This is a genomic window from Beduinella massiliensis, assembly GCF_900199405.1.
Taxonomy (GTDB): Bacteria; Bacillota; Clostridia; order Christensenellales; family Aristaeellaceae; genus Beduinella; species Beduinella massiliensis.
On the sequence record NZ_LT963430.1, the window covers coordinates 322,279 to 336,314 of the forward strand.

Annotated in this window: 12 protein-coding genes; 8 read left to right on the plus strand and 4 right to left on the minus strand. The window is 63.6% G+C overall.

Going from position 1 to position 14,036, the window contains the following annotated elements:
- Positions 1–40: 40 nt before the first annotated feature.
- A complete protein-coding gene (locus tag C1725_RS02295) occupies positions 41–904 on the plus strand; it encodes a helix-turn-helix domain-containing protein (RefSeq protein ID WP_102410072.1) in 864 nt (287 codons plus the stop codon).
- Between the two features lie 63 nt (positions 905–967).
- Here the strand turns inward: C1725_RS02295 and C1725_RS02300 are convergent, their stop codons facing one another.
- From C1725_RS02300 to C1725_RS02315, 4 genes are read right to left on the minus strand one after another with little or no spacing between them, the layout of a single operon-like run.
- Positions 968–2,113, minus strand: coding sequence for a Gfo/Idh/MocA family protein (locus C1725_RS02300; RefSeq protein WP_346026260.1), 1,146 nt, complete (start codon positions 2,111–2,113; stop codon positions 968–970).
- A complete protein-coding gene (locus tag C1725_RS02305) occupies positions 2,104–3,852 on the minus strand; it encodes an FAD-binding protein (protein ID WP_102410074.1) in 1,749 nt (582 codons plus the stop codon). Before C1725_RS02305 ends, C1725_RS02300 begins: the two co-directional genes overlap by 10 nt.
- Positions 3,852–4,595: a 3-ketoacyl-ACP reductase gene (locus C1725_RS02310; protein ID WP_346026261.1), complete on the minus strand. Its 744-nt coding sequence runs from the start codon at positions 4,593–4,595 to the stop codon at positions 3,852–3,854. The genes C1725_RS02305 and C1725_RS02310 overlap by 1 nt, the downstream gene beginning before the upstream one ends.
- On the minus strand, positions 4,592–5,890 hold the full coding sequence (locus C1725_RS02315) for an oxidoreductase (protein WP_102410075.1): 1,299 nt from the start codon (positions 5,888–5,890) through the stop codon (positions 4,592–4,594). The genes C1725_RS02310 and C1725_RS02315 overlap by 4 nt, the downstream gene beginning before the upstream one ends.
- Positions 5,891–6,000: 110 nt before the next feature.
- On the opposite strand from C1725_RS02315, the gene C1725_RS02320 reads away from it, so the two are divergent.
- From C1725_RS02320 to C1725_RS02350, 7 genes are all read left to right on the plus strand, one after another.
- Positions 6,001–6,843, plus strand: a complete 843-nt coding sequence (locus C1725_RS02320) for a helix-turn-helix domain-containing protein (RefSeq protein WP_102410076.1) — start codon at positions 6,001–6,003, stop codon at positions 6,841–6,843.
- 163 nt (positions 6,844–7,006) lie between these two features.
- A complete protein-coding gene (locus tag C1725_RS02325) occupies positions 7,007–8,767 on the plus strand; it encodes a histidine kinase (protein WP_102410077.1) in 1,761 nt (586 codons plus the stop codon).
- Between the two features lie 15 nt (positions 8,768–8,782).
- Positions 8,783–9,817: a response regulator gene (locus C1725_RS02330; protein ID WP_102410078.1), complete on the plus strand. Its 1,035-nt coding sequence runs from the start codon at positions 8,783–8,785 to the stop codon at positions 9,815–9,817.
- A 189-nt stretch (positions 9,818–10,006) separates the two neighbouring features.
- Positions 10,007–11,281, plus strand: a complete 1,275-nt coding sequence (locus C1725_RS02335; protein WP_102410079.1) for an extracellular solute-binding protein — start codon at positions 10,007–10,009, stop codon at positions 11,279–11,281.
- Positions 11,282–11,350: 69 nt separating this feature from the next.
- Positions 11,351–12,250: an ABC transporter permease subunit gene (locus C1725_RS02340; protein ID WP_102410080.1), complete on the plus strand. Its 900-nt coding sequence runs from the start codon at positions 11,351–11,353 to the stop codon at positions 12,248–12,250.
- A 1-nt stretch (position 12,251) separates the two neighbouring features.
- A complete protein-coding gene (locus tag C1725_RS02345) occupies positions 12,252–13,118 on the plus strand; it encodes an ABC transporter permease subunit (protein WP_102410081.1) in 867 nt (288 codons plus the stop codon).
- Between the two features lie 45 nt (positions 13,119–13,163).
- On the plus strand, positions 13,164–14,009 hold the full coding sequence (locus C1725_RS02350; protein WP_102410082.1) for a TIM barrel protein: 846 nt from the start codon (positions 13,164–13,166) through the stop codon (positions 14,007–14,009).
- Positions 14,010–14,036: the final 27 nt, after the last annotated feature.

Consider the following 14,036-nt stretch of genomic DNA (forward strand, 5'->3'; position numbering starts at 1 on the left):
ATTCTGCCTGTCACACATCTTAGAATTTAAGTGTGGGAAGGTGGTCACCCTGGAAATCAGCCGCCACAGCCATAGGCTGCCCGCGACGTTTACGCATGCGCACGCGAACACGTACGAAATCATGTACTGCCTTTGCGGCTCCTATGTCTTCCATTACGAGAAGCCGGACCACACCGTGGTGGACGGCTTCGTACGAAAGCCCAGGACGATGATCTTTATCCCCAAAAACGTGCCGCACGGGCTGCGTGTGCTGCAATACCCCTACGAGCGGTATTTCATTCAGTTTTCCGACCGCACCACGGACCGGGTGCTCCGCGATTCGATCTGCCAGTCCATCTTTCAAGGCGACGCGGACAGTTCTGCGGACGCGCCCGCGCCGCGTTTTCTGGACGTTTCGTCCGCGGCGGAGAAGGTCGAGGCTATCCTGGAGGAGATGTACGACGTGCAGTTTTCGCTGGATTGGGAGGGCGACTGGAAGAGCGTGTACCAGAGCAGCCTCCTGGGGCAGCTCTTCAGCGGACTGTACCGCGACTTCCGCAGCTTCTTCTGCCCGGTTGCCGCGCCCTATACGCAGCCCGTGCAGATGGTCAAAAACTACATGGACGAGCACTACGACCAGCCCATCACGATTCAAGGGCTCGCCGGGCAATGCTTCATGAGCCCTAACTACCTGTCCAAGAGCTTCCACAGCCAGATCGGCATGAGCCCGCGTCAGTATCTGACCCGGCTTCGCGTCTCCATGGGCAAAAAGCTGCTGTGCTCCAGCCAGATGTCCATTCAGGAAATCGCGATGCGCACGGGCTTTGGGGATGTAAACTACTTCATTCAGCACTTCAAGGCGTGCTACGGCAAGACGCCCAAGCAGTACCGCAAGACCATGATCGAGGAAAAGATACTGGACTGACGCAAGCGCCCCGCGTTTCCATTCTTGGGAAACGCGGGGCGCTTTGGAGATGATCTGCGCTTGTCAAAGCCGAAACCCGGCCTCGGAGGGCAGGGCCCAGGCGCGGGCGCTCTGGATGAAGGCCTCTTCAAGGCCGCGGATGCCGAGGAACGTGTCGCCGTCCTCCTCGAAGGTGTAGCGCAGCTCTTCACGCACCGAGCGGATGGGCTGCTCCTGCACCATGCGCACGGCGCGGATGTGGGCGATGTCCGCCTCCACCCCGCAGACGGGCGCGCCGCCGTTCTTCACGCAGTCGAGCGCGTCGTAGAGCTTTTGCAGGGGGTGGCCGGGATCGATGGCGGTGTAGTCGACGCGGCTGCCGTCGTGCAGGACGGCCTTGAAGGAGGGCTGGTCGGAGTCGAACGTGACGGTCCCCTTCTCGAACTCGAAGACGCCGCAGGGGCCCAGGTCGGCCCTTAACGGATGGGCGGTGTAGTAAAGAATCTGCGCGCCCTCCGACGTATGGAAGCGCAGCGCGGCGATGTCGTAGTTTTCGACGCGGGGATTGCCGTGATAGAGCTCGGCCTCTACGCCCGTCACGTCGCAGGAGGTGCGAAGGTCCTGCCCCAGCAGGAAGGTCATCATCTGAAAATTGTGCGCGCTGGCGTTGGTGAAGGGGCTGTCGAAGACCTCCCGCCCGTTTACGCGGATGCGCCCCGCCCAGTTGTTGCGCGCGTAGTACTTCGCGCCGCGACGGAAGCAGTGATAGACGGAGAGCCGCCTGGGAGCGCCGAAGCGGCCCGCCAGAATGTCCTGCTTTAGGGCCAGCACGTCGCGCCTGTAGTCGAGCTGATAGCCGAGCGCCAGGAACTTGCCCGCGCCGCGGGCGGCCTGCGCCATGCGCTCCGCTTCCTCCAGGGTGAGGCAGAGGGGCTTTTCGCACAGCACGTTGCTCCCGTGGGCGAGGCAGGTCAACGCCATCTCCGTGTGGTAGTGCACGGGCGAGGCGATGATCGCGAGGTCGGCGCTGTCTTTTCGGTAAAAATCCTCCGGCGCGCTATAGACGGGGATGTTCCTCTCCCGAAGCACCGGAACCTTCTGCTCGATCTCCGGGTCCGTTTCACAGACGCCCACGACGTCGGCCCCGGCATCGTGACCGGTCATTTCGCGCAGATAGACGCCGCCGTAGCCGCCGGCGCCGATCAATAGAACGCGCGGTCTCATCGCCATGCTGATTCCCCCTTGTCTTTGCTGTCTTCGCGGTATCTGCGCCATACGCGCTCAAACCACAGGTCGCGCTCCGGCACCGGGCGGGCCGGACGGCGGACGCAGGCCCCCCGGCAGGTTTCCAGCACGCCGGGGCCGTCGTCCCGCAGGCCGAAGAGCATCGCGCAGAGCACCTGGCGTTGGGTCAGCATCAGGTCGCGCAGGCGAAGCCGATCCGCGAGCAGCGGGTCGTCCGGGTCCATGGGCGCAAAGCCGCGCTCGATTTCCGAAAGCCGCGAGAGCAGACGGCGAATGCCGTCCTCGTCCCGCGAAAAGGCGGCGTGGCGCGTCATGAGCGTTTGCAGCTCCGACGTGAGCGCCGCAGGATCGCCCGTGGGCAGCAGCGGGGCCTCGGCAGGCGCAGCCGCCTGCGGCAGGGCGCGGCGGCTTTTGCGGGCGATGTGCGTCGCCGCGCGCATGGAGCCGACCTGCGTGCTGTTCAGCGCCGTGCCGCCGGGACGGTACTTGCCGAAGGTGCCCGCCGCCTCGCCGCAGACGTACAGGCCGGGAACGCTCGTCTGCCAGTCGCCGTCCACCGCGACGCCGCCGTTGTGGTGCTGGGCGCACACGCGAATCTCCAGCATCTCGCGCTCGATGTCGATGCCGTGCGCCCGGTACAGCTCGATGGCGGGCGCGTTGATGGCGCGCAGGCGCTCCAGGGGCGTCTCCTGCGTCGCGCCGCAGTTGACGAGGTATACCCTCGCCTCCTCGCTCAGCGCGTCCAGGCTGTAGCCCGCGGGATTTTGGCGGTAATCGAGGAAGACGCGGCGTCCCCTGTCGGACTCCCGCTTCACCAGCACGTCCACGCGCGAGGAGCCGCCGAGCTTGCGGGGATCGTAGGGCCATTCGTACCCCTTGAGAAAGACGCTCGACAGGGCTTCTTCCTGAGAAAGGCTTTCGAGCAGAAATTCGCGCTCGACGCCCGCCTCGTCCACGGAGACGTAACGCGGCAGCGCCTGCTGGTAGCTGCCCGACACGTTCCAGCGGAAGGAGACGGAGGCGAGCCCGTACTGCCAGCAATCGAGGTTTGCGCCCTTCGCCCCTGCCTCAAAGGCCATGCCGCTCATGCCGAGCTGGCTTTCGGGGTAGACGCGGTCGCGGTAGACGGCCGCAGGCCCGCCCGTGGCCAGGACGACGTGGGCGCAGCGCAGGGTGATCAGGCTGCCGTCCGCGGTGTCGAGGCATTGAAGGCCGCGGACGCCGTCCCCGTCCGTGAGGATGCGGTAGGCGAGCAGGTGATCGAGCACGGCGACGCCGCGGGCGCGCACGCTCCGCTCGAGGGCTTCGGTCATGTAGCGGCTCGTCAGGGGCCCGGCGGAGGTGGCACGGGTGCGCACGTCGTGGTCCGTGCGGTAGCCGACGTACTCGCCCATGTCGTTGCAGGGGAAGGGGACGCCGAGCTGCACCAGCTTGAAGAAGCACTGGGCCGAGCCCGCCGCCTCGCAAAGGGCGGTGTCGCCGTCCACGTCCTCCCGCTTCAGGGTTTGGCACAGGGCCCCGACGCTGTCGTCCTCGTCTCCGGCCAGCGAGAGCTTGTAGTAGGTCTGCTTGTCGCTGCCGGTGTTGCGCGAAGTGCCTGAAAGCATGTTCTCCGTCACCAGAATGAAGTCCTTTTCGCCCAGCGCGGCGAGCCAGTCGGCCGCGTTCAGGCCCGCGCAGCCGGAGCCGACGACGACGGTGCGGGCCGCGATTTCCTTCATCATCACAGCCTCCTGAGGGCGAAGCCGCCGTCCGCGTCCAGCACCTGCCCCGCGGAGTAATCCAGCAGGCCGGAGCAGCAGGCGACGACCATCTGTGCTACGTCGCGGGGTTTGCCGAAGCGGCGCACGGGCAGCAGGCCGTCCTCGATCAGGCGCTGGTACTTTTCGTGCACGACCGCCGTCATGTCGGTTTCGATGATGCCGGGCCGCACCTCGAACACCGCAATGCCCTCCCCGGCCAGGCGGTCGGCGAAGAGCTTCGTCACCATCCCCACCCCGGCCTTGCTGATGCAGTACTCGCCGCGCGACGTGCTGGAGGTGTAGGCGGACATGCTGCCGATGTTGACGATGCGAGGGGCGTAGTCCGGCAGGCTTCCCTTCGCGTCCAGCATCGCCCTGGCGGCGAGCTGGCACATGAACAGCGTGCCCTTGAGGTTGATGCCGATCACCCGGTCGAAGCTTTCCTCTTCCATCTCGAGCAGGTCGCGGCGCTTAAGGGGCGCGACGCCCGCGTTGTTCACCAGCACGTCGAGCCGGCCGTAGGCCTGCAGCACGTGGTCGATGGCGGCGCGGCGCTGGGCCGCGTCCTGGATGTCGCAGGGGAAGTAATCCGCCTGCGGCGGCAGGTCGTCGGGCCGGCTGGCCCGGGTACCCGAATAGACGACGGTGTAGCCGCTTTCTGAAAGGGCATCCGCGATGCCCCGGCCGATGCCCCGGCTGGAGCCGGTTACGAGCGCGGTTTTCACAGCTTGTACACCTCCCTGTCGCGGACCGCGCAGCCTGCGGGCGTGCCCGCGCGCAGAAGCTGCGCGCACTTACCGCAGGTGACGCAGACGTTTCTGCCGTCCACGGCGCCCGTGCGCTTCGCCTCCTGCACGAAGCCGGGGTCTGCGAAGGCCATGCGGCCGAAGCCCGCCATGGCGCAGTGGCCGCCGCTCACCATGCCCGCCGCCAGGTTGACGGAGAACTGGCGCAGGTAGGAGAACGCGCTGCCGAGCACGGGCAGCTCCGGCAGGGCGCGCTGAATCTCGCTGACGCCCTGCATCATGCGGCCGATGCCGGTGAGCGGGTGCTCGTCCGGCACGTAGTTGCCGTGGTCGTAGGGGCGGTTGACGTGGGGGTTCCTGTACGGATTGCCCATGGTGACGTTGATGAGGGGGATGTCAAACTCGTCCTTCAGCTCGCGGATGAGGCGGATGGGCTCGGCCATGTCCGGCTCGAGGCTGCCCTCGTGCACGCCGAAGCCGTAGGGGTAAGGGAAGCCGTCGTACACGTTCAGGCGGCTGGTGAGGAAGAAATCGCCGCTGCCCGCGCCTGCGCGCGCGGCGCGGTAGGCGTTCTTGAGAAAGCGCGTGCGGTTTTCGTAGCTGCCGCCGTACGGGCCCGGACGGGTGTAGGCGCTGAGCAGCTCGCAGGCGAGGTAGCGGTGGCAGCACTTGACGTCCATGCCGTCGAAGCCCGCGCGTGCGCAAAGGCGCACCGTCTGCTCGAACGCCTCCTCGTAGCGGCGCAGGTCGCCGTCCGAGAGGATGCGCTCCTTGGACAGGGGCGTGTCCTCGATCGGGGGGCAGCTGTAGGCGATCAGCGGCTCCGGAAAGCCGTTTGGCTTCGAATAGCGGCCGCTGTTGGTGGCCTGCATCACAATCACGGGTTCGTAGCCGTTTTCCTTCAGGCAGATTTCGCGGATGCGCTCGTTCAGCCGCGCAAACGCGTCCAGATTGTCCTCGCGCAGGTACAGCTGGTGCGCGCTGGCGCGCGCCTCCGGCACGGTGGCGACCGCCTCGAACCAGATGAGGCCGGGGCCCGCCTTGGCGAAGCGCTCGTAGCGGCGCACGGTCAGGGGGCCGGGCGCGCCGTCCTCCGTGCCGTCGGTTCCTTCCATGGGCTGAAACGCGATGCGGTTGGCGGCGCTTTTTTCGCCGAGGGCGAGCGGGGCGTAAAGGGCGGAGAGGTCTTCCGACAGGGGCACAAACGCGCTGAGCGCCTGCGCCTGCTCCCTCACTTCCCCCAGGTTGCGGTAGTGGAATGTTTCGTGCGGCACGGCCGTGTCCTCCTTGCGTTTTTCATGAGTCTATGATAAAGTACAAAGGCGGCAAAAAACGTGCCAATTCGCATTGAAAATATGTAAAATCGCATCGGAGGTCGAGCGCAGTGCCCTTTGAGATCGTCTTCAGCGACCGCCCGCTGACCCACGGCAGCCATACGCACGTGTACTATGAGCTGCTCTACGTGCAGGAGGGCGCGGTGCTGCTGAGCATCAAAGGGAAGGATTACCGGGTGGAGGCGGGGTCGCTGGTGTTTCTCAACCAGTTTGACGAGCACGCGACCCGCATGATTTCGGACGTCTACCGCAGGTATTACCTGCTCATTCCGCCCACGCAGATGCGTGCGTTTCACAACGACGTGCGCCTGCTTTCGGTCTTCCGGTTTCACGGCGAACCGTTCCCTTACGTGCTTTCGGTCGGAGAAGACAAGCCGCGTTTTGACACGTATTTTTCCCTGCTGCGGGACGCGGCGGAGCGTGGGGGCGCGTACATGGACGAACGCATCGAGGCGCTGATGACGCTGGTTCTGGCCGACGCGCTGGCGCTTCGCCCGGACATGTTTCCCATGGCCCCGGAGGCGTCGTTTCTGCCGATGCAGGAGATCCTGGACGAGCTGGACCGGTCGTTTGCGGACAAGTTCTCCTTGGGGGCCCTGGCCGCGAAGTTCCACGTCAGCCCCGGCTGCCTGTCCGCGCACTTTCGCAGACACGTGGGCATGAGCCCCATGCAGTACGTCATCCAGAGCCGGCTGGCCCACGCGAAGGTGCTGCTGCTCAAGACAGAGCTGTCGGTGCTGGAGATTTCCGCGCAGTGCGGCTATGGCGACGTGAGCAACTTCGTGCGCAGGTTTCGAGGCCAGTTTGGGGTGACGCCGCTGCAATTCCGCCAGCAGCAGCGGGGTGGACAGGCGGCGTCCGCGTGCAGGGAAAAGACGGGCGCATCTTTATAAGAATACGTTACAAGTCAGACTACCAAAAGAAAAAAAGGAAGCCTGCTTGCTTCCTTCAAAGGTGATTCACGCCGCTTGGGCGCGTGACACAAAATGTATAAATTATGACGCAGTAAGCGGGGACGTCCGGCCGTTCAGCGCTGCGAAGAGGAGGGCGAGTTTTTTGCGCAGGCTCTTAAAGCGGATTGCGAATACGCGCCTGAGGACGAAATTCCTGATGATCCTGCTGCTGGCGATGGCGTTCGTGGGCGTGAGCACGTTTTTGACGATCCGGCTCCCCTACGCGGCTTATGACGACGAGCTGTACAAGAGCAGCGTGCAGATGATTACGCTCTTTGCGGATAAAATCGAGTCGGAGCTGGCGGATATCGAGGCACTGTCCTTTCGGATCCTGGCGGACAACGTGCTGCAGGAGAACCTGTCCGCCTTAAAGGAGAAGCCGTTCGGAACCGCCGCCTGGGTGAAGGCCAAGTCCGAGGTGGCGGACCGGATGAGCTATTTCAGCATCTGGTTTTCGAGCGCCGTGACGCTTCAGCTCAAGACGACGGGCAACCAGACGTTCACGCAGTCCTTCGGCGGCGCATCAACCGCCGACGAACTGACGCCTGAGCGGATCGCCTATGCATCCGGCAGGAATGGTCGCGAGGTCTGGCTGGCGGAAAAGGGCGAGCCGACGCGGCTGTACCTGCTGCGCGAGATCCGCGAGGTCAAGAGCTTCACGCTCGCGCCGCTGGCTACGCTGCTGATTCAGATGGATTTGCAGGGCATCGTGGAGAAGAGCCGCGTCAGCATGGCTCAGCTGGGAAGCCCGCTTTCCTGCGCGATTTACAGCGACGATATCTGCCTGTACGCCAGCGACGAGCGGATTCACGCCCTGCCGGAGGGCGCGGAGGATGGGTATACCGACATGCGGCTGGATGGGCAGGACGTCCTGTGCGTGCGTTACACGGGCGCGAACGGGTGGCGGTACGTGACGCTGGTGGATTACGACGAAATCAACGCGACCATCCGGTCTGCCGCTCGCGTGACCATGGGGGTGATCGTCGCGGCGATGGCGCTGTCCCTCGCGGTGAGCGCGGGGCTCATATCCACCCTTCTGCGGCATTTGAAGATTCTCCTGGACAAGTTCGACGCGTTTGCCGTCAGCGGCCGGCCGGTATTGGAGGAAGAAAGCCCATACAGGGAGCGGCGGGATGAAATCGGCAAGCTGCACCAGCACTTCGACCAGATGACGCGCGACTTTGACCGCGTCACGCGGGACAATGCCGAAAAGCAGCAAATTTTACAGGAAAAGCAGATGCAGCAGCTGCGCGCCCAGCTGCGGCCGCATTTCCTTTACAACACGCTGGAATCCATCTACTGCCTGGCGCAGAACGCGGGGGACGGGCGCATCGCCACGATGACCGACGCGCTGGGCAAGATGCTGCGCGCTTCCCTCAGCGACAAGCGGGACATCGTGAGCGTAGAGGAGGATTTGCAGTTTACGCGGGAGTACCTGCGCATTCAGCTCATCCGCTACGGCGACCGCCTGCGCGTGGAGTACGACGTGGGGGACGAATTTCTGCCCTGCCGCATCCCCGCGATGACCCTGCAGCCGCTGGTGGAAAACGCGGTGCATCACGCGGCGGAGGAGATGCTCGACGCCTGCGTCATCCGCATCGGCGTCCGCGCGGCGCAGGGCGGCATCGACGTCGCGGTGGAGGACAACGGGCCGGGCATCGACGAGGACATCCTCGTCAAGCTGGAGAGCGGGGAGATCAAGCCGGAGGGACTGGGCATCGGCATGCGCAACATTCATCGCCGCGTGCAGTATGCCTTTGGCGAAGCCTATGGCCTGCGGGTGAAAAACGAGCGGGGGCGCACCTGCGTCGTCGTGCACCTGCCGGACACGCGCGGCGCAGGGCGCCGGAACTTTGACGAATAGGAGGAAGGGACAGGCATGTACAAGCTGCTGCTGGTGGACGACGAACAGATTATCCGCGAAGGGCTGAAGCAGATGATCGATTGGGAAGGGCTGGGCATAACCCTGACAGCCTCCTGCCCCAACGCGATCGCCGCGCTGGACAGCATGATGGACGACATGCCGGACATCCTGGTGACGGACGTGCGCATGCCGGGCATGGACGGGCTGGAGCTGGTGGAGCGCGCCATGTCGCTGCACCCGAGGCTTCGCACGATCATCCTGTCGGGCTACGACACGTTCGCCTATGCGCAGCAGGCGGTACGCGCCGGGGTCATGGAGTATTTGCTCAAGCCCTGCTCCAGCGAGGAACTGGAGCAGGCGCTCGTGCGCGCCTGCCGCGCCATCGACAGGGAGCGCAGGCACGTGCTCCATCTGAACGGAGAGCGCCAGGCGCGGGTGAAGACGCTGATCGAAAAATTCGGAGAGCTGCGGGAGAGCGCTCTGGACGTCGCGCAGATGGAGCGGCAGGTCTGCGAGATCGCCAAGACCGCCGAAGACCCCAGTCTGCTGCGGGAAGCGCTGGTATCCATCGTCACCGCCAGCCTGGGCAACGGGCAGGCAGAGTGGAAGCTGAACGTCGTCATGGGGGCGTTTCAGGAGCAGGAATCCTTGGAACAGCTGATCGCGAGCAGCCTCTACCGCCTGCGGGGCGAGCGCGGAGGCGCAAGGGGGTTCGTCAGGCAGATGACGGATTACGTCAAGGCGCACTGCGCGGACGAGGCGCTTTCGCTGCAATACATGGCCGACAACGTGGTCTACATGAACGCGGACTACATCGGCAGGGAGTTCACCCGCGCCATGGGCCGCAAGTTCAGCGCCTACCTGCTGGAGGTGCGCATGGAGCGGGCCAAGATTCTCATGGCCACGGACGGCGCGCTGCACAGCTACGAGATCGCCGAGCGGGTGGGCCTTGGCAACAACCCACACTATTTCAGCCAGGTCTTCCGCAAGTACACGGGCATGACGCCCAAGGAATACCGCGTCTCCCTCGAGGAGGCCCGCAGGAAGTAACGGCGGACGCCGCAGACGAAACGCGCACGGGGAGGGGAATCCCGGCGCGTTTTGCTTATTTGACGGGCTACGCGCCGGGTTTCTATTCAAAATGCCGAAAAAGTGTTCAAATGTGTCTGATATTTGAATTTTCATTCATGGGAGAATCGCTATAATGAAATCAACAACGAAAACGGAGGTGCACCCCGCATGAAACGTTTCCTTTCCTTTCTCACGGTTGTGATGCTCCTGTGCACGGCGATGCTGCCGGCAGCGGCCCTGGCCGAGGAGCCTGTCACCCTTCGCGTAACCTGGTGGGGCTCTCAGACCCGTCATGACCTGACGATGGCGGCCATCCAGAAGTTCGAGGAAAAGTACCCGAACATCAAGGTTGAGCCCGAGTTTACCTCCTGGGACGGCTACTGGAGCAAGTTGGCGACGCAGGTTGCCGGCGGCCTGATGCCCGACGTCATCCAGATGGACTATCAGTATCTCACGCAGTACGCGCAGAGCGGCGTGCTGGCGGATCTGAAGCCCTACTTCGAGTCCGGCGCGATCGACGTGAGCGACGTGGCCGAGTCCGTGCTTACCAGCGGCCAGGTGGGCGACAAGATCTACGCGCTGTCCACCGGCACCAACGCCCTGGCGACCTTCTACCGCAAGGACGTGCTGGACGAAGCGGGCCTTGAAATGCCGATGGAGCCCACCCTGGAGGGCTTTGCCGAGCTGGCCGCGCAGGTCTATGAAAAGACCGGCCGCACGCAGGACACCCTCGTCGGCAAGGATGCGCTGCGCAACCTGCTTCGCGCCTACGGCCTGCAGCTCTTCAACGAAGAGGGCAACGGCCTTGGCTTTGACGACCCGGCATACCTCGTGAGGACCTGGCAGGGACGCCTGGACGCCGTCGAGGCGGGCTGGTGCCTGGACGTGGGCGAAACCGCCCAGACCACGGCCTTTGACGCGATGGTGAGCGACAACTGGGCGAGCTGGCACTGGACCAACGAGCTGCAGGCGTATCAGGACGGCTCGAACTGCGAGCTGGAGCTGGCTTGCTGGCCCGATCCGTCTGACGCCACCGTCGCCTCTGCCTACTTCAAGCCCTCGATGTTCTGGTCCGTTTCCGAAAACTCTGCCGTGAAGGACGCGGCTGCGCAGTTCATCAACTTCTTCACTAACGATCCCGATTGCTTCGACATCATCGGTATCGACCGCGCGATGCCCATCTCCAGCGTCATCCGCGAGCACATTGCCCCGCAGCTGGACGAGACCTCTCAGAAGGTTTCGGCTTACCTGGATTACCTGGGCCAGGACGGAAAGACCTCGCCCATCATGAAGCCCGACGCGGCGGCCAGCGGCGAGGTGGAAGCGCTGATGGGCGAATACTGGGATGCCGTGCAGTACGGCCAGGTGGACGACATGACGGCCTGGGCACAGCAGTTCATGGACGAGGCGAACGCCCTGCTCCTGAAGGCTGCGCAGCAGTAAAATCCATTCAAACGGCTGGGGAGGCCGCCTGCGCGGCGGCTTCCCCTTTTTTTAAAGGAGTGAATCGGCATGCGGAAACTGAGCAGGACGCTCGGTCAGGAAAAAGTGGCCGGTTACGTGTTCATAGCCCCCTTCATCATCGGCTTGTTCGCGTTTACCGTCATCCCCTTCTTCACGTCTCTCTATCTGGCCTTTACGGACTACAACGTCTTGACGGACCCGCACTGGATCGGCCTTGGGAACTTCAAGCGGATGTTCTTCGAGGACAAGTATTTCTGGCAATCGTTTTGGGTCACCTTCAAGTTCGCATTCATTCAGGTGCCGATCAAGCTGCTGGTATCTCTGGGCGTCGCGCTGATTCTCGCGCGAACGACCAAGGCGACCCCGATCTACCGCGCGGCCTTCTACATTCCCTCGCTCATGGGCGGCAGCGTGGCCGTGGCCTTGACGTGGAAGCAGCTGTTTTCCTATAACGGCGCGATCAACAAGATCACCGCGCTGTTCGGCATGCAGCCGGTAAAGTGGCTGGCGAATCCCGACACGGCGCTGGGCGTGCTGATCGGCCTGGGCGTGTGGCAGTTCGGCAGCTCCATGCTGATCTTCCTGGCGGCGCTCAAAAACGTGCCGCAGAGCTATCACGAGGCGGCCATCGTGGACGGCGCCGGCCCGGTTCGGCGTTTCTTCAAGATCGTGCTGCCCATGATTACCCCGATCTTCTTCTTCAACCTGATCAACCAGACCATCGGCGCCTTCCAGGCGTTCAACTCCTCCTACCTGATCACCCAGGGCAAGCCGCTCAACACCACCCTGTATTACGGCGTGCACCTTTACAACCGCGCCTTTACCTACTATGAGATGGGCTACGGCAGCGCCATGGCTTGGTTCATGCTGCTGGTGATCGCGGCCTTTACGGCGCTGATCTTCCGTTCCTCCACGGCGTGGGTCTATTACGAATCGGAGGGGAAGTAAGATGACGACGACGATTCGCACGCACAGCGTGAAGAGAAGAAAGAGGACTGTGACCATCGTCTACCACGTGCTCGTGACGATTGCGAGCATCGCGATGCTCTATCCGCTGATCTGGATGCTCTCTTCCTCCTTTAAACCCAACTCGGAAATCTTCGCTACGGTTGGAAACCTGATCCCTGAAACTTTTACGATTGAAAATTACATTAACGGCTGGCGGGGTTTCGCCGGACTCAGTTTTGGTGTATACTTTAAGAACTCGCTCCTGATCGCCGTGCTTTCGACGATCGGCGCGTCGCTTTCGGCGGCGGCCGTGGCCTTCGGCCTGGCGCGCCTGCGCTTTCCGGGACGCCAGTTCTGGTTCGTGGCGATGATTATCACCATGATGTTGCCGGGCCAGGTGATGATGATTCCGCGCTTCATCCTGTTCAACAAGATGGGCTGGGTCGGCACCTATCTGCCCCTGACGGTTCCGGCCTTCTTCGGCAGCGCGTTCGACATCTTCCTGGTAATGCAGTTCGTGCGCGGCATCCCCCGCGACATGGACGAGGCGGCGACCATCGACGGGTGTAGCTGGTACGGCATCTTTGCGCGCATCCTGCTGCCGATGATCGTTCCGGCCGTGGTGACGGTGGGCATCCTGACGTTCATCAACTCCTGGGGCGACTTCATGGGCTCGCTGCTCTACCTGAACTCGCCGCAGACGTACACCGTCGCCTACGCGCTGAAGCTCTTCTCCGACAGCGCAGGAACGGACTTTGGCGCGACCTTTGCCATGTCCGTGCTTTCGCTCGTGCCGATTCTGGTGATTTTCTTCTTTTTCCAGCGCCAGCTGGTGGAGGGCATCAGCATTCAGGGCCTGAAGGGCTGAAGCCTGCCCTGGCGCCAAGATTTTGACGGATGGAGGACGGAAACGATGGAACCTATGAAGATTTTTGCCTTTGCCGACGAGGCGAGCCCCATGGTGGACGGGCAGATCGCCGCCATGAAGCGCAACGGCCTGAACGGGCTGGAAATTCGCGGGGTGGACGGGACGAACGTCTCCGACATCACGCTCAGCAAGGCGCGCGAGGTGCGCGCAAAGCTGGACGACGCGGGCCTTACGGTCTGGTCCATCGGTTCGCCCATCGGCAAGATCGACATCGAGAAGGGCGACTTCGATCAGCACCTTTGCAAGCTGCGCAGCACGCTGGAGGTCGCGGACGCGCTGGGGGCGCGGAACCTGCGCATGTTCTCCTTCTACATCCCGGCGGGCAAGGCGCCGGAGGATTACCGCGCCGCCGTGCTGGATCGCCTGGGCGAGATGCTGCGCGCGGCGGAGGGCAGCGGCATCGCGCTGTGCCACGAAAACGAAAAGGGCATCTACGGCGACAACGCCGCGCGCTGCGCGGAAATCCTGAACGCCTATCCCCAGCTTGAGGGCGTGTTCGACCCGGCCAACTTCGTGCAGTGCGGCCAGGATACCTGGGCAGCCTGGGAGCTGCTGGGCGCGCGTACGCGGTACCTGCACATCAAGGACGCGCTCGCGGACGGCAGCGTCGTCCCCGCCGGGAAGGGCATCGGCCAGGTGAAGAAGATTCTGTCGGCTTACCGCGCTAAGGGCGGCAGCGTCGCGACCATCGAGCCGCATCTGGCGGTCTTCGCAGGGCTCAAGGATCTGGAGCAGTCGGGCGAAAAGAGCCAGGTGGGCCTGTACCGCTACGAGAGCAGCGACGCCGCCTTTGACGCGGCCTGCGCGGCGTTTCGGGAGATCGCGGAGTAATTCACGGCAGAGCAGGAGGAATGCAGC